Source organism: Roseovarius sp. THAF8, assembly GCF_009363735.1.
Classification (GTDB): Bacteria; Pseudomonadota; Alphaproteobacteria; order Rhodobacterales; family Rhodobacteraceae; genus Roseovarius.
In genome coordinates, this window is sequence record NZ_CP045410.1 from 1,742,481 (window position 1) to 1,759,931 (window position 17,451).

A 17,451-nucleotide genomic window follows, 5' to 3' on the forward strand; every position below is an offset into this window, starting at 1 on the left:
CCGTAAAAGATTTGGCCCACCCCGCTTCACGCGGCGTAATCCGATCCTTCCGCGTCGAGGATTTGCATCAGTTCCGCCAGGTGCCGGTCGCCCTGCTCCGGATAGGCTTCAATTTCGCGCGCGGTCTTCTCGGCTACCTCGTCCGGCAGCACCCGCAACGGCTGTCCCGTCTGCAACGCGCGGATATAGGTCTCGGCGGCCCGCTCGAAGTAGTACATGCGGTTGAAGCAATCGGCGACGGTATCGCCCATTACCAGGATGCCGTGATTGCCCATGATCATCACTTTCTTGGCCGGGTCCCCCAGCATCGCCGCGCAGCGTGCGCCCTCGTCCTCGAAGGCAAGCCCTCCATAGCCGTTGTCGATGACGTAGCGGTTGAAGAACGTGGCGCAGTTCTGGTCGATCGGTGGAAGGCGGCTGTCGGCCAGGCTGGCCAGCACCGTGGCGTGGATCGAATGCACATGCATCAGGCAACGGTGATGCGGGCACGCCCGATGCACCCCGCCATGCAGGCCCCATGCGGTCGGGTCCGGCGCACCGGGGCGCTCCAGCGTCTCTGGGTCGTTGGCGTCGATCAACAGCAGGTCCGATGCCTTGACCCGGCTGAAATGCACCTGGTTGGGATTCATCAGGAACTGCGTGCCGTCCGCATTCACCGACAGGCTGAAATGGTTCGCCACGGCCTCGTGCATGTTCAGTCGCGCGGTCCAGCGAAACGCCGCCGCCAGTTCCACCCGCTCTTTCCAATGGGCGATGTTCGCCACTGTATCGTGGTGTCCAGTCTGCAGCATGGCACATCTCCTTGTCCGGGGCTGGGCTGCAGACTGCGCCAACGAAGCAGAATTTTCAAACCCGTTTCCACGGATGTCGGGACCCGTTTCTCCCGGTCCTTCAAGAATTCGTGCTCCGATGGAAATCTCCCCCTCGTTCGCGCGTTCAAACTGCAGAAACATGAACGCACTGAAGGCGCCCCGACGCAATCGGGTGCGTCACCAGCTGATTCTGAAAAGGAGACGATCATGACGCACTCCAATATCCTCATCATCGCCACCTCTGCCAGGCGCATGAGTGATGGCGAGCCCACCGGCCTCTGGCTGGAAGAGCTGACAACGCCCTACTACGCGTTCCGCGACGCGGGCGCGAACGTCACGCTCGCGTCCATTTCGGGCGGGGAAATTCCCGTGGATGCCCGAAGCCTTGCCGAAGAAGACGACCGCGAAGCATCGGTGCAGCGCTACATGGACGACACTGCAGCCCGGTCTGCCGTGGCCGGGACACCGCGCTTCGATTCCCTCGATCCGTCAGATTTCGACGCTGTCTTCCTGCCCGGCGGGCACGGAACGATGTTCGACTTTCCCGACAACCCTGACCTTGCCCGCCTGATCGAAACGTTCGACCGCGACGGCAAGCTCATCGCCGCTGTCTGCCACGGTCCCGGCGCTCTCGCCGGACCGACGCGACCCGACGGCGCGCCGTTTGTCGCCGGTCGCAAGGTGGCCGCATTCACCGACAGCGAGGAACGCGCCGTGGGTCTCGACAAGGCCGTGCCGTTCCTTCTGGCGTCGCGGCTCAAGGCTCTCGGTGCCGACCATCACAGCGCTCCGGATTTCCAGCCTTTCGCCGTCCGAGACGGCAACCTTATCACCGGGCAGAACCCGCAATCCGCCGAGAAGGTCGCACAGATGGTGCTCGACGCGCTGGATCGGAAAAGGCAGGCCGCCTGACCGTCAGGGAACGCGAATTCAGGCAAGCGCCTCCACTCGTAGGGTGGGTGAAAACCCACCCTGCCTCTCCATATCTTCAAAAGTAACCGTACCGCCGCGCCAACGAACCAAAGGCGCGCCTTCGTCATGTGCGCCGGTGCCATCCTCCTTCACGTCGGCATGCCAACCGAAGTCATACGTCCGGCAATCACCGCTCGATTTGCGCGCCCTCTCGTTGCCAGCCATGGTCCCCGACCACGTACCGCGTGCGGGCAGACTGTTGAAACTCGCCGCCCTCGGCGACCATTCTCGTGATGGTGACATCTTCGGCATTGCAGTCCAGCACCGCGAAATCGTTCGGATGGCCCCGCCGACGTGTCGACAGGCCGGTACCGCAGTGCAATTGCAGGGTCATGTCCGCGCCCTTTCGGCGCACGAACGGTTCCACGAGCCACTGGTGCAGGTGGCCCGACATGATGATATGAGGCCCGCATCGCGCCCAGTGTTCCAGCGCGTCCGAGGCGCCGACCATCAGATCTTTCTCGATATCTTCGGTATGGTGAAACGGATGGTGTGCCGCGATCACGGTCAGGCCGGCCCGAGGCGCGGAGATGGCCTCGCCAATTCTGTCCACATCGGCCCGCGCGACACGCCCCCGCTGATGCGCCCATGGGTCCGTCGTGTTCAGACCCACCACCCTGACTTCGCCAAGATCGACCGTGGGGGCAAGCTCTTGGCAAATCCAGCGCCTGTACCGTCGAAAGGGGTCCCAGGCCCTCAATAGCAGATTATACAGCGGGATGTCGTGGTTGCCCGGCACACCCAGCCATGGTCGGCCGAGCGAGTTCATGAAGTCAGCCGCCGGCCGGAACTGCGAGGCCCGGGCGCGCTGGACGAAATCGCCCGCCATGACCACCAGATCCGGGGCCGCTGCTCCTATCGCCGTCCGAAGCGGCTCCAGCAGGTCGGGATCCTCCCGACCGAAATGCAGGTCACTGATCTGAACGAGTCGTGTCATTCAGCCGCATCCGGCTTGCTCGCGGTCTCGGGGACCCGGACGGTGATGGCGTCCTTCAGAATGCTGAACTTGAACGGCGCCTTCATACGGTGTCTTTCTCCGTCCAGAGCGACATCCCGCGCCGACCGCCTGATCTCGACCGTTGCGTGCTCGCCCGTGAGCAAAGTGAAATCCCGGCCTTTGCGCACATCGCGCAACGCAACAAGCAGGGCTTTCCAGACGAGCATGAACCGTCCGACATCCGGTGCCAGCAAAATCGCGAACTTACCGGCCCGGACCGCGTCCGCGCCCTCGATTTCGAATTCATCCAGCTGATACGCACTCATCGCAACGAACAACGTCGGAGCCTTCGCGCTTTGCAACTCTCCGTCGACCTCGATGCGCATCGTCAGGGGCCGGTAAACGGTGACCATCGCAACAAGGACCGACCAGTACGCGGCCAGCCTCGAACGTCCCCAACGCTGATAGACGCTCTCTCGCTCCTTCAGGATCGTCGGGTACAGGCCGATGCTCGCATTGTTTATGAAGACACGTCCGTTGACGCAGCCCAGATCTATCTTCTCCCCCCGTCCACGGCAAATCGCGTCCACGGCGTCTTCCGCGTCCTCGGGAATGCCGAACCGCCGTGCGAAATAGTTGAACGTTCCGAACGGAAGCACGCCAAGATCGATGCCGCTGTCGGCGAGCGCGCCAGCCACGGCACAGATGGTCCCGTCGCCGCCCGCGGCCACAACGCACTCGACGCCGGACTCTTCGATGACCTGCGCCACCTTCGCCGAAAGGTCATCTCCGCTGGACACAGGCACGATCTTGACGGGCGTCCCTCGCGCCTTGAACAATTCCTCGATCGTATCGGCATCCGGATTGGCGTCGCCCTTTCCAGAGTCGGTGTTCAGGATCACGATGTGAGACATATGGGCTTTCAAGCGTGTTGGGGTCTTCGGTCTTCCCGGGCCTCCTGCCCGGGGCGTCACCAGACCCAACTGCGGAAGGGCGGCATCTGTTCCTTTAACCGAAGGGGGAGCCTCCACGTTTGCTCGCAGGGAATTCCGGGGTGCGCCGATGCAATCGCGAAAGGCGCGGGTCCACCTCTTGACTGGAGATGTGCATGACGTCCATTTGACCAGTCCGCTTTCCAGGTCCTGGATATCCGGACAACCCTTCAAACTACAGGACCTGAGGGTTAACAAGAGTTCCATGACAACCATCCGCCGACACATGCTCAACGCGCTAGGCAAGTTATTTGCCGAAGACAACCTCGTCGTCATTCGCAATGAAGGCGGGCTGGCCAGCCAGATCGGTTTTTGGGCGCTTGGTCACGAGTTAGCTGGCTCAGGGTACGACGTTAAATTCGACAACTCATGGTTCAGATCCAACGGCATGGACCTGAATGGCCGGTTCCCGAGAAATCTCGATTTCCCAAAGGCTTTTCCCTCCCTGAACCTTGTTGAGGCTTCGAAGTTCGAAAGAACTATTCTGAAAAAATTGAACAACTTTACGGCGGGGGACCCAACGACAGTCATGGCACCCGCGTATCTCGGCGGTTTCTATGACCGCTGGAAGCTGGTCGTCAAACACCAGAAACTTCTGTCCGAAAGCTTTGCACCCGACGCTTCCTACTTCTCGAATGAAGACCTGGAACTGCTGGAGCAGATCAAGCGAGAGCCCAACACGTGCGGTGTCCATGTTCGTCGAGGGGATCTTTCGAATGATCATCAGCACTACGGCAAGGCCTTGGGTCCGGATTACTTCAAAAGAGCCCTCGCTGAAGTTGACGCCAGACATGAAGATACGACGTACTATTTCTTCTCGGACGAGCCGAACTGGGTGAAACAGAATATCGGCAGAAGCCTGGGACCTGAAACCTCTTACGTCGTTGTTGACAACAACGGTTCAGACCGGGGCTTCGTGGACTTGTATCTCATGTCCCGCTGCCAGTCATTTGTCAGCTCGCAAGGAGCCTTTGGGAAATACGCCAGGTTACTCGGAGATCCGTCCCGCCTGATTGTCGAGCCAAGCTCCCACGCTCTTTTCAGAAAAGACGACAAAAACGTTACCGTCTTGGACGTTTAGGAAATCACTTAGGCCGTGCTGCCTGTGCCCTGCAGACCGTAAGTCTATGCCGCAAACAACGCCTCTCAACAGCGCCGCGACACGACAGTGGCCATGGCTGCCCACTGTCCGTCACGTGCTTTCAGCTCCGCCGCCATGTCATCCGCCCCAGGTATCGGATAGGGTGAAGCCGTCCGGGAACGGGTCCGTCGGATCGAGTCCGATCTGCGTCATCGCGTGTCTGACGTCAGCGCCTATGGGACTTAAGCTTGCAAGCCGTCAGTCCGTAGTGCAGACCATCCCCCACATGCCAAATCCGCTTCCGCAAGCCCGCTGATACGCCTTTCTCTTTCCAGGTACCTGATGTTCTTCGGGCCGATCCCATGCTCCGCGCTAAATGATCCGCCGAACGCAGTCACGGCATGGTCCACAACATAATCCCGCAGCTCTTGTTCGAAGGCCCCGTCCACCGCACCATCGGTTTTCACCAGGTTGAAATGAAGACCGCCGTCGCCCAGGTGGCCGAAATCGCAAACCTCCATCATCGCAAAGTCCTCGGCCAGTTTGCGGGTCATCTCGGTTCGGAAAGCGATCACCTTGTCCCGAGTGAACCCAAGGTCAAAGGCGATCAGCGGCCCTGCCGCTTTCACCCCTTCCGACAGCGCATGGCGCAGCGCCCAGATTTCCTCGGGCCGGCCGAACAGTGCGTCCTCCAACGGCGCCTCGGGCAGGTCCCACGCTTCGGACAGCACGGCTTCTAGAACCTCGTCCAACGGCGTGTCCCAGGGGGCCTTGGTGGGGCGGGAAAGCTCGATCAGCAGGGCGGTTTCCGGGATCTCGCCTCTGGCGAACGGGTTCTTCACGGATGGCGCATGGTCGAAGCTATGCACCATTGCGGCACGCGACATGAATTCGAATGCGGACAACAAAGGCCCGACGCGCAGTTCCAGATGGCGCAGCAAGGTCAGCATCGCAGCATCGCAGGACGGCACGACAAGAGCGGTGGCCTGTTCGGCAACGACAGGCTCGACGTTCAGGATCGCCTCGGTAATGATGCCGAACCAGCCGCAGCTTCCGATGTGCATCTGCTTCCAGTCCGGGCCGGTGTTGTCCTTGCGCACAGGGCTGCCAAGCCGCAGCACCTCGCCCTGCGACACCACCGTAAGCCCAAGCGTATTGCGACGCACATCCCCGTAGCGCAGGAAACGCCCGCCGCCGGTGTTGGTCGCCACCATGCCCCCGATCATGGGGTCCGAGCCGAGGTCGATGGGAAAGAACAGCCCATGCTCCGCCAGGCGGTCATTGACCTCCGACAGTCGAAAGCCGGCGCTGACCCGAAGCGAGCGGTTGGCAACGTCCAGATCGAAGGTCTCGCGCAGGCGCGACAGGCTGAGAACAGCCTGGGTGCCGGTTTCATCGGGGACCGACGCACCGACCAGGCCAGTGTTGCCCGACTGCGCGACAAAAGGCGTGTCGGTCGCCTTAAGATGGCGCATGCACTGCGCCACCTCCTCCGTCCTTTCCGGCAGCAGGACCACGGGGCTGGTCCCGATCTCCCCGCGGACGCCTCGCAGGTACGCGGCCATCTCCGCTGGCGCGGTGATTGCCCTGATGCCGTCGGGCAGCATCATGCCGCGCTCGTGTTCAACTGTTCCAGCGCCGCAGTATAGGAGGCCGCCCGCATCGCCTCGTAAAGCTCGAATTCATCGGTGACGCGCTTGCCGAGGGCCGCTTCGAACGCCTCGCGGCTCGACGCGGTCTGGTTACCACTGCGGGCCTCGTCGCCAAGGTTCGACTGGAAGATCCCCGCCGCGCTGACCGGCAGGAAATCTTCATAGATTATCGGGCTGATCGTCAGCGCACCCGCGTCCAGCAGCGCGTCAAGATCCTCGCCCGTCGCGGCGCCTTGCCCAATGCCGTACTTGAAATAGGCAAGGTCACGATCGTGCAATTCGCGCCAGGTGTCGGGGAAGGCCGCAAAACCCTCTGCAAGCCTGGCCACGTAGTCCTCCGCATTCGACCCGTCGGCGGCGGGCAGGATGTCCGCACGCACCTCCGCCAGCAAGCTGTCATAGAGCGCGCGCCCCTTCGGTGTCAGCGCCACGCCACGCTGTTCGATCTCGCCGAACCGGGCGGTGTGCTGCCCCTCTTCCCACCCGCCGTCCACGGGAAAGCGGATCGCTTCATTCAGCGCCTTGAACGCCGTCTGCCTGAGCAGGATCGGGCAGTCGCGCCGCGGCGGGCCTTCCACGATGGCCTTGGCCGGCAGGCCCTTGGCCACCATCTGGGCCTGGGCCGCGTCGATGTCCAGCGTCCGGGGCGTCAGGTGGTTGATGTGCGGCCCCTTGAACGAGACCACGTCGGCGATCAGGCGATGGGCGCCGATCAACTCTGCAAAGGTGGCATCGTCGACACAGGCCTCCGGGTGCCAGCGGAACGTCTCCAGCACCTCGGCCACGAAACGTGCGGCATCCGCGCTATCCAGCCCCCCTTCGGCTCCGGCCTTCTCGGTCAGGGCGACAGCGCCGTCCGTGAAGATTTGCCGACGCGCCAGCGTGGCGGCGGCCTTGTCGCGCAAAGTGTCATCCTCGATCAACTCCAGCCGCAGAAGAGAGGTGAAAACGCGAAACGGGTTCTCGGCAAGGGCATCACGGCCAATCGGACGGAATGCCGTGGAGTGAACCGGCACCGACGCGACCGAAAGATCGTAGTATCCGACCGGCTCCATCCCCATGACGGCAAAGACGCGTCCCATCATGGCAAGCTCTTCCGCGGTGCCCAGCCGGATCGCACCATGGCGCTCCGCGCTGATCCGGTTCGTGTCTTCGCCCGGGGTCAGCGCCAGCGCGTTGTCGTCGCGATCCAGCACATCCGCGTTCACGGTCTCCACGATCTCGACAAGCGTGCCGTAGGCGGGCACCTCCTTGCGGTACATTTCCGACATCGCCGCGGAAAAATCGGCACGGATCTGGTTTGGGGATACGGTCATCTTTTCGTCCTTCTGCGCCTAGAAGCGCCCGTTGGTAAAATGGGTAAGAGTCGCGCCTGTCTCGAAGTAGAGACCCTTGACGGCGGCGTAGCTTTCGGATTGCGGATCGCAGATCGGCAACGGCAGGTCACCAGTGCCAAGCGCCCAGTCCGCAGCGGCCCTGCCAAACAGCGTCCCGGGGCAGATGCCCCGCCCGCTGTAGCCGAAGATGGAGATGCCGGTCTTTCCACGGCGTTCGATGCGCGGCAGGTGGGTTCCGGTCATCGCGATGCGGCCGGTCCATTCCTGTTCGAACGGAATATCCTTCAACTGGGGGAACAGCCTGGACAGCTTGCGGTGCGCCCATCCGCGGTGAAATGCCCCACCGAACCCCTCCAGATTGCCGAGCGCGCCAAAGATCATCCGCCCCGCCTGGTCAAGGCGGAAGGCCGACATGACCAACGCCGTGTCCCAACACCCTTCGCCGCCAGCCAGGATGCTGTGCCGCAGGTCGTCCGGCAGGGGCGCCGTGGCCAACTGGAAGAAATGCGCAGGGATGATCGCGTTATCGTCCGCCGCGCCCGCGCCATAAGCATTGGTCGCCTGGATAAGCCGGACCGCACGAACCTCGCCTTCTGCCGTTCGGACGGTCCAGCCCTCGCCGGTCTCCGTCATGCTCAGGGCGCTTGTGTCCTCGAATATCCGCGCCCCCTGCCCCTCTGCCGCGCTGGCCAGTCCCTGAACATAGGCCAGGGGCTGGATGGTACCGGCCCGTCCATCCCAGAGCGCGCCGCAGTAAGCCGCGCTGCCAATGCGCCGCGCGGTTTCGGCGGCATCGAGCAGCTTGACCGGCGCGCCCCGTGCCTCCTGCTGGGCAAAGCGGTTTTCCAGGTCGCGCAGACCGGCCTGCGAGTGGGCACAGTGCAGCGTGCCCCGCCGCGTCGCCTCACACCGGATCTGGTGCTTTTCGATCAGGTCGAACACGGTCGAAGGCCCACCAGCCAGCAATTCGTTCAGCTGCCTGCCGGTGGTCTTTCCGATCTTCCCTTCCACCTCATCGGGCGGCGTCCAGAGCCCGGCGTTGACAAGCCCCACATTGCGCCCCGACCCGCCGAACCCGATCGTCCGCGCCTCCAGGAGCGCCACCGAAGCGCCCCCGGCGGCCAGGTGATAGGCCGCCGACACCCCGGTGAACCCGCCGCCGATCACCACGACATCGACGGTGATCGACTCGCTCAAAGGCGCGTAGCGGGTCCGTTCGGGGGCCGTTTCGGACCACAGGCTGTCCAGGCGCGGGGCGTGTGTCATATCTCGAACGAAATGCCCTGCGCCAGGGGAAGTTCGCGCGAGTAGTTCACCGTGCTGGTCTGACGGCGCATGTAGGCGCGCCACGCGTCCGATCCGCTTTCGCGACCGCCCCCGGTTTCCTTTTCACCGCCGAACGCCCCGCCGATTTCCGCACCGGACGGGCCGATATTGACGTTGGCGATGCCACAGTCAGACCCCTGGGCCGACAGGAAATGCTCGGTCTCGCGCACATCGGTCGAAAAGATGCACGAGGACAGCCCCTGCGGCACGGCATTCTGCATCCCGATGGCCTCATCGAGGTCCTTGTACTTCACCACGTAAAGGATGGGCGCAAAGGTTTCCGTGTGCACGATCCCGCTCTGCTCCGGCATCTCGACGATGGCTGGCGCCGCATAGGCCGCATCGGGGTACTGGTCCGTCAGCGCCCGACCACCGCCATGCACGGTGCCGCCTTCCGCCTTGGCCTGTTCCAGCGCCTTTTCCATCGCCGTCATCGCGACTGCGTCGATAAGAGGACCGACAAGAGTGCCCTGGTCCAGCGGGCTGCCGATGGAAAGCCCTTCATAGACCTTGGTCAGACGCGGGATCAGCTCGTCGTAGATGTCTTCGTGAACGATCAGCCGGCGCAGCGACGTGCAGCGTTGACCCGCGGTGCCGACGGCCGAAAAGACAATCGCCCGCACGGCCATTTCCAGATCCGCAGACGGGGCCACGATCATCGCGTTGTTTCCGCCCAGTTCGAGGATCGTCTTGCCCAGACGCTTGGACATATCCGCCGCGACCGCCTTGCCCATGGGCACGGACCCCGTGGCCGAGATGATCGCAACATCGCTGGACGCAGTCAGAACCTCGCCCAGGTCACGCTCGCCGATCAGGCTCTGGATCAGGCCGTCGGGCGCATCGTCGCCGAATGCCTTCATGGCCCGGTCGCAGATTTCCTGGATTGCAAGCTGGGTCAGCGGCGTCTTTTCCGACGGCTTGGCAAGAACGGGATCGCCGCACACCAGTGCGAGCGCGGCATTCCAGCACCAAGGCGCGGCCGGGAAGTTGAACGCGGTGATGACCCCGCAAACCCCCAGCGGATGCCAGGTTTCGCGCATGGAGTGGCCCGGACGCTCCGACGCGATGGTCAGACCGTAAAGCTGCCGCGACAGGCCGACCGCGAAGTCACAGATGTCGATCATCTCCTGAACCTCGCCCAGTCCCTCCTGGTAGATCTTGCCGCATTCCAGCGACACGAGGCGGCCAAGGTTCTCCTTTTCGCGGCGCAGCTCTTCGCCCAGAAGACGCACCAGTTCCCCGCGCCGCGGCGCCGGCACCTTGCGCCACGCGTTGAACGCCTCGACGCCCTTGGCGATGGCGGCGTCCGCGTCGGCCACCGTGTGCATCGGAACCCGGGCGATTTCGCTGCCATCCACAGGCGTGGTGACCGAAAGCGTACCGCCGGTGGTTTGCGCGGCCGTCAGGCCGCAGGCGTCGAGAATGTCTTGATATTTCATGAAGCTGTCCTTTGGTTCGGGATCAGGCCGGCGACGGCCCGGTTCAGACGTGCGCAACCATCCTCGAGATCGGCGCGCGCGTAGGCGTAGGAAAGACGGAAATGCCCGGGCAACCCGAAGGCCCGGCCGGGCACGATGGCAAGCCCCGTGGCAGCCAGAACGTAGGCGCAGAAGTCCGCATCCGTCTCCAGCAGCTTTCCGTCCGGTTTGACTTGCCCAAGCACCGCCTCGCAGGACGGGAAAACGTAGAAGGCCCCGTCTGGCATCGGGCAGGAAATCCCGGGAATGGCATCAAGCGCGGCCACCACGAAATCGCGGCGGTCGCGGAACGCGTCCCGGCGCTCCTGGATATGACTCTGCTTCCCCGTGACCGCTTCCAATGCGGCGGCCTGCGCGATCGAACAGGCGCCCGATGTTATCTGCCCCTGCACGGTCAGCATGGCCTTGACCAGATCCGCCGGCGCAATGCCCCAGCCGATCCGCCAGCCTGTCATGGCATGGGCTTTCGACACGCCGTTGATCACGATGGTGCGCCCTGCCAGATCGGGGCAGGCCTCGCGGAACGAGGTAAAGGGCACATAGCAGATCAGGTCGTAAATCTCGTCGGAGGCAATCCAGACATGGGGATGCCGCGCCAGGACTTTTCCGAGGGCGGCCAGTTCGGCGGCGGTATAGACAGCGCCCGAGGGGTTCGACGGCGAATTGAGCAGCACCCAGCGCGTGCGCGGCGTGATCGCGGCCTCGAGCTGCGCCGGCGTCATCTTGAACCCCGCCTCGGCCCCGCATCGCACAAGGACCGTTTCACCGCCCGACAAGGCGACGATGTCGGAATAGCTCGTCCAGTACGGCGCCGGCACGATGACCTCATCCCCGACGTTTAGCGTGGCCAGGAACATGTCGGCCAGCACCTGTTTCGCGCCGGTGGCGACAATGACATTGCCCGGCTCGGCCCCTGCCTTCTCGGCAATGGCGGCGCGCAGCGCTGCGGTGCCGGCGGTGGGCGGGTAACGCGTCTGGCCCTCCTGCATCGCCCTGTAAGCCGCGTCGCAAATGTGGGGCGGCGTCGGAAAGTCGGGTTCCCCCGTACTTAATGCCAAAACGTCATGCCCTTGGGCACGCAGACGCGCGGCCTCCTCGGAGATCGCAACAATCTCCGAAAGCGCCATTCCATCGATTCTCTCAGCTTTTTTCAGCATAAACCGCTCCTGATTCAAGGCGGTGTTTGACATGGAGCGAGCCGGTATGTGAAACGAAATTATCGTATAAGTCATGCGAAAGCCTCATACCCATGCCCAACCCAAAGCGTTTCCTGCCCCCGATGTCCGCGCTGCGCGCTCTGGAGTCCTTCGAGCGGACGGGAAATGTCACGCAGACCGGCCTTGAACTGGGCGTGACCCAAAGCGCCGTCAGCCGCCAGCTTAAACTTCTCGAGGAGTACCTCGAAACCCCGCTCTTCATGCGCGACAAGAAAAGCATCAAGTTCCTGCCGGCCGCGCGGACCTATTGCACCCAGGTCAGGGCCGCGCTGGACCAGATCGGAACGGCAAGCCTGCGCCTCAAGGCAAATCCCGCAGGGGGGCAGCTCAACATCGCGATGCTCCCGGCCTTCGGCGTCCGCTGGCTGGCCCCGAAACTCCCCGATTTCGTGGCGCGTCACCCCGAGGTCACCGTGAACCTCAGCACCAGGCTGAGACCTTTCGATTTCGCCGCCGAACCCTTTCACGGCGCCATCCATTTCGGCCAGAAGGACTGGTCCGACGTGGCCTACCACGAACTCATGCGCGAATATGTCGTCCCCGTGGCATCGCCGAAAGTGGCCGGAACACTTCGCGGCACCACGGTGAGCGACGTGTTCTCGTTACCGCTTCTCCACCTCGACACACGCCCGGACGCGTGGGAAAACTGGGCCAGGGCGCTCGGAGAAGACCTCAAATGCCCTGCCGGAATGCTCTTCGATCAGTTCGCTTCGATGATCCAGGCCGCGATTCACGACATGGGCGCGGCACTGTTGCCGACCTACCTGGTCGAAAACGAATTGCAGGATGGCAAACTGGTGGCGCTTTGGTCGGAAAGCAAAACCAGCATCGGCACCTACTATTTCGTCTGGCCCAAGGATGAACCGAACCATCAACCCCGGGACCTGTTCGTGAACTGGCTGGCAGAAGTGAAACACTGAGATGCGCCGGCGCGCACCGGCCTGGTGCAGCTCTTCGATGCGGGCGGAAAATCTGCCGCAACATTTGATGTTTCACCCGCCCTTCAGTAGCGTTCTTCGAACCACAGCAAACGGGATACACGCATGGCAGACCAATTCCAGCCGACAGGGACCGCCGCAACTCTGGACCGCCCTGCTTCCGGCACGGCCTATCTGAACCAGTCCGCCCTGGATTGGCAGGAAACCGGCACCCAGGGATTCGAAACGAAACCCCTCTACGAATCCTCGTCGGGCGATATGACAATGCTGATGAAAATTGCCCCGGGCGCGTTTTCCGAAGCGCACGCACATGAAACGGTCGAGGAAATCTACGTGCTGGAAGGGTCTTTCTACGATGACGAGAACAGCTATGTGCCGGGCGACCTCATCATCCGCGCACCGGGCACCATGCACACCGCAGGCAGCAAGTCGGGCGCTCTGGTGCTGTTGAAGTTCTCGCCCGGCTGACAGGCGTTCTTTCGTTTTCACACGTCTGCGTCACCCCGTGCCGCGCAGTTCGGCGCACTCCGCCAGATAAGACATCGGACCCACCGATTTCCTTCGCGCGCAAAGGCCGTACCCGCCGGTCAGGTCCCGTGCCGACAGGATCATGTGTGCCTCCCCAGGTAGATGTCGCGCACCTCCTCATCCTCCGAGATGGTCTGGAAATCGGAATCCCGCAGCAGCGCGCCCTGGTGCAGCACGACGGTCCGGCAATTCAGCGCGCGCACGAAACTCATGTCGTGCTCGATCGCCACGACGCTGCAGACCTGCGCGACGTCGCGCGCGATCTCGGCCGTCCGGGCGGTCTCCTCCGGGGTCATGCCGGCCGTCGGCTCATCCAGCAGCAGCACTCGAGGGCGAAGCGCCAGCACCATGCCGATCTCCAGCCACTGGCGGTGCCCGTGCGACAGGTTGCAGGCCAACGTGTCGGCCTTGCCCGTCATGCCGACACGCTCCAGAACGGTGTCGACATTCATGCCGCCGCCCCGCGCGGCACCGGGACCGTTCACCGAGACTTCGATGTTCTCGCGCACGCTCAGATCGTCGAAGGTACTGGGCACCTGGAACTTGCGCCCGATCCCCGCGCGCACGATGTGATGCGGCTTCCAGCCCGTGATGTCCTTTCCGGCGGTCAGGACCTGCCCACTGTCGGGCTCGAGGACGCCGGTGATAAGGTTCAGCAACGTCGACTTTCCTGCGCCGTTCGGCCCGATGATCGCGACCAGCTCCTTCGGCGCGACCGAGAACGAGACATCGCGCGTGGCGCGCACCCCACCAAAGCTCACCGCCAGATGACGGGTTTCGAGGGCGGCTTCGGTCATGACGTGCGCCCCCCCGTCAGCCTGCACCCCATCCGGCCCAGCCAGGGCAACAGCCCGTTCGGCGCGGTAAAGACCAGGATGACGAAGCCGACACCCACGACCAGCGGCCACAAGGCGGCGCTGACCGACGAAACCTCCTGCTGAAACCGCATCACCAGGAAGGTGCCGACCACCGGCCCCACCAGCGTGCCGCGCCCGCCGACGACGACCCACATGATCACCTCGGTCGAAAGCAGCAGCCCTACCAGGTCGGGAACCACGATGCCGGATGTGGCGGCGTAAAGCGCACCGGCAAGCCCGGCAATGCCCGCCGACAGCATCAGCGCCTTCAGCAGTTCCGCCGACGTGTCGTAGCCAAGCGACTGCGCCCGGGTCTCGTTGCACTGGATCGCGGTCAGCACCTTGCCCGTGTGGCCCGCACGCATCCTGGACCTTGTCCCCCAGCGATACGTAGATCGACAGATGCGCACAGCGGTCGGGGCCGATCTCCATCAGCGTGCCGATTTCGTGGTCGGCCGACACCTTGATCCAGTAGCGCGCAAAGGTCTCCGGCATCTCGCGGTCCTTGCTGCCCGCAAGGTCCAGCAGCACCGTACCGAAGAACCGATCTTCCGCGAACAGGCTGTACATCGGGTCGAGCACGTATATCCCGTTGGTGTATTCAACCATGTTCGGATCATGGCCGGGAGCATGGCTGAAAAGCGTCCGTGGCTGCATCCCGGCTTCGAATTCAAACAGTGAAACCGACCTTCGGAATCCAGCGTCGCACCCAGGTCACGACGGTCTCGGAAAACGTCCGCTCGCCAACCTGGGCATCCAGCGCGGCCAACTCGCCGAACAGCCGGGTCAGGGCCTCGCTCGGCAGACCTTTCGCAAGATCCCTGGTATGGGGTGGAAGTTCATTCGGCATGCCGGATTTTTCACATATCTGACGAACTGCACAAGCATTCGTGGACAGGGCGAAAACCAATGGTCGGAATGAAACGGTCAGGGCCGCGGGCGAGACGGCTTCCATGTCGGAAGCGCCTTGTGGGCGGATTGTGGCAGAGGCGCAATTCCGACGTTCTCGTGTCTCTTTTTGCCCAGCAGAGAATCGCGGCGCCTGACATGTGTAGCGAGTTCTTACGGCAAGCATTTCAGGATAAAGGCGGCGACCGCAGATACTTGGCGGTCGCTGCAATTCGCGCCATATAATGGGCGATACCCCACGCCGATTGCTGAAACATCGCTCCGTCTGAAAGCGTCGAAAGCCGACGGCCACAGGCCGGACGGAACGACCATACCGGCTTATCATCAGCTTTCTGATACGTGCATGGAGAATTTGGTAGCGGAGGAGGGACTTGAACCCCCGACACGCGGATTATGATGACGCATGTCTGAGTTGAATATTAGATATTTTAATCAATTACTTAATACATGTATGATTTTATTTTTCCACCCCATTTTCCACTCTTATATAGCTATTTTTTCCATCAACGCGGCGTCAGCCGCCTTGTCTTCGAATAGGTGACCGTACTGCTTCACGGTGTACGCAGGGTCATGGTGACCCATCCACACCTGAAGCCTTTTCAGGTCCACATTGGCTGCAATCAGACGCGACGCGTAGGCGTGGCGCAGGGCGTGAAAACCCCCTTCGCGGACATTGGGCAGACCATTGCTTTCATCCGACGCCAGTTCGTTCGCCTTGGCCAGAAGCGGCTTCCACATACGATTGTAGAGGTTCCTAAGTTCGAGCGGCTTCCCATCGCGCGTCGAAAATACAATGTCGCGCTTGTGGGCACGCATGGCGGCTTGCATTGGCTCTACTAGGTTAGGGTGCAGAGGTATGTCACGGATGCCGTCAGCGCTCTTCGGATGCTCAATCGCCCCTCCTTCCGTAGCCTTCTGCCGTATCCGGACGATCTGTTGACTTTGAATAAAGTCCGACCGGGGAAACCCCCGCGCCTCTGAAATCCGCGCACCTGTATACGCGAGGAAGTAGGCCAGCGCGCGATATGCAACCCAAGCTTGTCGCCGCTGTGGTTGAGGGTCTTCTGACAGCGCGTCCGCCGCGACCAAAAGCGCTCGAACCTCTTCTGGTGTGTAGACGTGGTCAGCGCGACGGATGCGGCCCTGCATCCTGTCGGATCGACTTTGCCTGATCTTCAATTTCTGCCCCGGCGCGTGGCCGATGTAGCGCTCCTCTTCGGCAAACCCCATTACCGCCTTACAGAGCCGGAATGCCTCACTCGCAGCCCGCGTTGATTTCGTATTGCGGACGCAGAAGGCTCTGACGTGTTGCATTGTCTCTTCGTCAATATCCGCGAGCGGAAAGCTCTTCAGAGCACGCGCCGAATACCTGAGATAGTTTAAGTACGTCCGATAGGTTTGGTCACCGATTGGATCGGAACCGTCTTCTGGTCCTCGAAGCGCGTCCAGATATTCTAGCGCGACTTCTGGATAAAGCTTATCACCTCCAAAGAATGTGCGCTCGAATGCAGCAGGAACGGGCTTGACTGATTCAAGGTGGGCATCTGCATCCTTCTTGCGGTCGAAAATCTTTTCGTGTTTTCGTCCGTCCGCACCCTTCCAACGCGCCGCAAACACCTTGCGTTTCGACCCCCCTTTCGACTTCACCATTTTCTTAGTTATGTGAGCCATTTTCCACTCCTGATTCCGCATATCGGACAGTGATAGTCCTTCTGACGCCCTTTGACAACTACCGTGATCTCACGAGGATGGGCTAGAGACTGGACATCAATGGATGCGACACACATGGACGAAATGGAACTTATTGACCTTGTACCTATCGCGGTGTCGGTGCTGGCTCTTGCGATTTCTGCGTTTAGCTTGGGGTGGACCGTATATAGAGACGTTCGAAAACCACGCTTTCGCGTTTCCGTGAGCATCAAAAGAATCTTTCAGCAGGATGAAGAACCAAGTGATCCATTCATTACAATTGAAGCCTTAAATCTAGGCCCACAACCGAACCGCGTCGGCCTTCCGTGGGCTGAGAAGTCGTGGTGGAGACGCAGAATTCTGCGAGATGAATGGACTCAAGCAATGATTACGCCTGATTACTCGCACCCGGCAACCTCTCCCCCACACAGTAGAGAGGCCCAGACCGAAGTAGGCGATGCCATCACCTACGCCTTCCCATACAACAGCGAATGCTTTTTGGGAGAGGAGCAATTTGCACGTGTCGGCATCGTAGACGGATATGGTCGGGCGCACTATGCGTCGAAATCTCAACTGCGCGACCTTCAGAAGCGACACCAAGAAGAATTTAGCCAAAACGCGGCACGGCGGCGAGCATCCCGCTGATGGGATGGGCGACATGATTATCACGCAAGCAAACTAAGCGAGCGCCGAATCACCGTGACCGTGGTCAATATTGACATGTCA

Annotated in this window: 18 protein-coding genes; 6 read left to right on the plus strand and 12 right to left on the minus strand. The window is 61.9% G+C overall.

The genetic code is table 11. The annotated features are described in order from the left end of the window. Positions 1–26: 26 nt before the first annotated feature. Positions 27–791: a class II aldolase and adducin N-terminal domain-containing protein gene (locus tag FIU85_RS08545; protein WP_152496575.1), complete on the minus strand. Its 765-nt coding sequence runs from the start codon at positions 789–791 to the stop codon at positions 27–29. Between the two features lie 228 nt (positions 792–1,019). Here FIU85_RS08545 and FIU85_RS08550 point away from each other — a divergent pair, with 228 nt between their 5' ends. After that, a complete protein-coding gene (locus tag FIU85_RS08550) occupies positions 1,020–1,724 on the plus strand; it encodes a type 1 glutamine amidotransferase domain-containing protein (protein WP_152496576.1) in 705 nt (234 codons plus the stop codon). A 187-nt stretch (positions 1,725–1,911) separates the two neighbouring features. On the opposite strand, the gene FIU85_RS08555 is transcribed toward FIU85_RS08550, so the two are convergent. Both FIU85_RS08555 and FIU85_RS08560 read right to left on the minus strand, forming a co-directional pair. Further along, entirely contained in the window at positions 1,912–2,721 is an 810-nt protein-coding gene (locus tag FIU85_RS08555; RefSeq protein ID WP_152496577.1) for a metallophosphoesterase, read from the minus strand. Beyond that, the gene (locus tag FIU85_RS08560; RefSeq protein WP_172978833.1) at positions 2,718–3,623 is read right to left on the minus strand and encodes a diacylglycerol kinase family protein; all 906 of its coding nucleotides are present in this window, start codon (positions 3,621–3,623) and stop codon (positions 2,718–2,720) included. Before FIU85_RS08560 ends, FIU85_RS08555 begins: the two co-directional genes overlap by 4 nt. Before the next feature lie 295 nt (positions 3,624–3,918). On the opposite strand from FIU85_RS08560, the gene FIU85_RS08565 reads away from it, so the two are divergent. Beyond that, positions 3,919–4,794, plus strand: coding sequence for an alpha-1,2-fucosyltransferase (locus FIU85_RS08565; RefSeq protein WP_172978834.1), 876 nt, complete (start codon positions 3,919–3,921; stop codon positions 4,792–4,794). A 242-nt stretch (positions 4,795–5,036) separates the two neighbouring features. Here FIU85_RS08565 and FIU85_RS08570 read toward each other — a convergent pair whose 3' ends face one another. The 5 genes from FIU85_RS08570 to FIU85_RS08590 are packed head-to-tail and all read right to left on the minus strand — an operon-like array spanning position 5,037 to position 11,744. Continuing rightward, positions 5,037–6,404: an FAD-binding oxidoreductase gene (locus tag FIU85_RS08570; protein ID WP_152496580.1), complete on the minus strand. Its 1,368-nt coding sequence runs from the start codon at positions 6,402–6,404 to the stop codon at positions 5,037–5,039. Continuing rightward, a complete protein-coding gene (locus FIU85_RS08575) occupies positions 6,401–7,762 on the minus strand; it encodes a VOC family protein (protein ID WP_152496581.1) in 1,362 nt (453 codons plus the stop codon). Before FIU85_RS08575 ends, FIU85_RS08570 begins: the two co-directional genes overlap by 4 nt. A gap of 18 nt (positions 7,763–7,780) precedes the next feature. Beyond that, positions 7,781–9,049, minus strand: a complete 1,269-nt coding sequence (locus FIU85_RS08580; protein ID WP_152496582.1) for an FAD-binding oxidoreductase — start codon at positions 9,047–9,049, stop codon at positions 7,781–7,783. Continuing rightward, the gene (locus FIU85_RS08585) at positions 9,046–10,548 is read right to left on the minus strand and encodes an aldehyde dehydrogenase family protein (RefSeq protein WP_152491137.1); all 1,503 of its coding nucleotides are present in this window, start codon (positions 10,546–10,548) and stop codon (positions 9,046–9,048) included. The genes FIU85_RS08580 and FIU85_RS08585 overlap by 4 nt, the downstream gene beginning before the upstream one ends. Next, the gene (locus FIU85_RS08590) at positions 10,545–11,744 is read right to left on the minus strand and encodes a pyridoxal phosphate-dependent aminotransferase (protein ID WP_152496583.1); all 1,200 of its coding nucleotides are present in this window, start codon (positions 11,742–11,744) and stop codon (positions 10,545–10,547) included. The genes FIU85_RS08585 and FIU85_RS08590 overlap by 4 nt, the downstream gene beginning before the upstream one ends. Positions 11,745–11,836: 92 nt before the next feature. Here FIU85_RS08590 and FIU85_RS08595 point away from each other — a divergent pair, with 92 nt between their 5' ends. Together FIU85_RS08595 and FIU85_RS08600 are read left to right on the plus strand one after the other, a co-directional pair. Next, positions 11,837–12,724: a LysR family transcriptional regulator gene (locus FIU85_RS08595; RefSeq protein WP_152496584.1), complete on the plus strand. Its 888-nt coding sequence runs from the start codon at positions 11,837–11,839 to the stop codon at positions 12,722–12,724. A 123-nt stretch (positions 12,725–12,847) separates the two neighbouring features. Further along, a complete protein-coding gene (locus FIU85_RS08600; protein ID WP_152496585.1) occupies positions 12,848–13,210 on the plus strand; it encodes a cupin domain-containing protein in 363 nt (120 codons plus the stop codon). Positions 13,211–13,350: 140 nt separating this feature from the next. Here FIU85_RS08600 and FIU85_RS08605 read toward each other — a convergent pair whose 3' ends face one another. Together FIU85_RS08605 and FIU85_RS08610 are read right to left on the minus strand one after the other, a co-directional pair. Beyond that, positions 13,351–14,067, minus strand: a complete 717-nt coding sequence (locus tag FIU85_RS08605; RefSeq protein ID WP_152496586.1) for an ATP-binding cassette domain-containing protein — start codon at positions 14,065–14,067, stop codon at positions 13,351–13,353. Then, entirely contained in the window at positions 14,064–14,492 is a 429-nt protein-coding gene (locus FIU85_RS08610) for a branched-chain amino acid ABC transporter permease (protein WP_152496587.1), read from the minus strand. The genes FIU85_RS08605 and FIU85_RS08610 overlap by 4 nt, the downstream gene beginning before the upstream one ends. Before the next feature lie 37 nt (positions 14,493–14,529). Here FIU85_RS08610 and FIU85_RS08615 point away from each other — a divergent pair, with 37 nt between their 5' ends. Next, the gene (locus FIU85_RS08615; RefSeq protein WP_152496588.1) at positions 14,530–14,808 is read left to right on the plus strand and encodes a hypothetical protein; all 279 of its coding nucleotides are present in this window, start codon (positions 14,530–14,532) and stop codon (positions 14,806–14,808) included. Here the strand turns inward: FIU85_RS08615 and FIU85_RS08620 are convergent. Then, a complete protein-coding gene (locus FIU85_RS08620) occupies positions 14,798–15,082 on the minus strand; it encodes a hypothetical protein (protein ID WP_152496589.1) in 285 nt (94 codons plus the stop codon). The two genes, FIU85_RS08615 and FIU85_RS08620, sit on opposite strands and share 11 nt — an antisense overlap. A gap of 437 nt (positions 15,083–15,519) precedes the next feature. Then, complete coding sequence (locus tag FIU85_RS08625) at positions 15,520–16,707, minus strand: site-specific integrase (protein WP_172978835.1); 1,188 nt, start codon at positions 16,705–16,707, stop codon at positions 15,520–15,522. A 99-nt stretch (positions 16,708–16,806) separates the two neighbouring features. Between FIU85_RS08625 and FIU85_RS08630 the strand changes: the two genes are divergently transcribed. Further along, a complete protein-coding gene (locus FIU85_RS08630; RefSeq protein ID WP_172978836.1) occupies positions 16,807–17,370 on the plus strand; it encodes a hypothetical protein in 564 nt (187 codons plus the stop codon). The last annotated feature ends 81 nt before the right edge of the window (positions 17,371–17,451 follow it).

Bases quoted from the DNA above. Each gene is read 5' to 3' on its own strand.
- FIU85_RS08545 (WP_152496575.1), bottom strand. From the start codon at position 791: ATGCTGCAGACTGGACACCACGATACAGTGGCGAACATCGCCCATTGG.
- FIU85_RS08550 (WP_152496576.1), top strand. From the start codon at position 1,020: ATGACGCACTCCAATATCCTCATCATCGCCACCTCTGCCAGGCGCATG.
- FIU85_RS08555 (WP_152496577.1), bottom strand. From the start codon at position 2,721: ATGACACGACTCGTTCAGATCAGTGACCTGCATTTCGGTCGGGAGGAT.
- FIU85_RS08565 (WP_172978834.1), top strand. From the start codon at position 3,919: ATGACAACCATCCGCCGACACATGCTCAACGCGCTAGGCAAGTTATTT.
- FIU85_RS08570 (WP_152496580.1), bottom strand. From the start codon at position 6,404: ATGATGCTGCCCGACGGCATCAGGGCAATCACCGCGCCAGCGGAGATG.
- FIU85_RS08575 (WP_152496581.1), bottom strand. From the start codon at position 7,762: ATGACCGTATCCCCAAACCAGATCCGTGCCGATTTTTCCGCGGCGATG.
- FIU85_RS08580 (WP_152496582.1), bottom strand. From the start codon at position 9,049: ATGACACACGCCCCGCGCCTGGACAGCCTGTGGTCCGAAACGGCCCCC.
- FIU85_RS08585 (WP_152491137.1), bottom strand. From the start codon at position 10,548: ATGAAATATCAAGACATTCTCGACGCCTGCGGCCTGACGGCCGCGCAA.
- FIU85_RS08590 (WP_152496583.1), bottom strand. From the start codon at position 11,744: ATGCTGAAAAAAGCTGAGAGAATCGATGGAATGGCGCTTTCGGAGATT.
- FIU85_RS08595 (WP_152496584.1), top strand. From the start codon at position 11,837: ATGCCCAACCCAAAGCGTTTCCTGCCCCCGATGTCCGCGCTGCGCGCT.
- FIU85_RS08600 (WP_152496585.1), top strand. From the start codon at position 12,848: ATGGCAGACCAATTCCAGCCGACAGGGACCGCCGCAACTCTGGACCGC.
- FIU85_RS08605 (WP_152496586.1), bottom strand. From the start codon at position 14,067: ATGACCGAAGCCGCCCTCGAAACCCGTCATCTGGCGGTGAGCTTTGGT.
- FIU85_RS08610 (WP_152496587.1), bottom strand. From the start codon at position 14,492: ATGCGTGCGGGCCACACGGGCAAGGTGCTGACCGCGATCCAGTGCAAC.
- FIU85_RS08615 (WP_152496588.1), top strand. From the start codon at position 14,530: ATGCGCACAGCGGTCGGGGCCGATCTCCATCAGCGTGCCGATTTCGTG.
- FIU85_RS08620 (WP_152496589.1), bottom strand. From the start codon at position 15,082: ATGGAAGCCGTCTCGCCCGCGGCCCTGACCGTTTCATTCCGACCATTG.
- FIU85_RS08625 (WP_172978835.1), bottom strand. From the start codon at position 16,707: ATGGCTCACATAACTAAGAAAATGGTGAAGTCGAAAGGGGGGTCGAAA.
- FIU85_RS08630 (WP_172978836.1), top strand. From the start codon at position 16,807: ATGGATGCGACACACATGGACGAAATGGAACTTATTGACCTTGTACCT.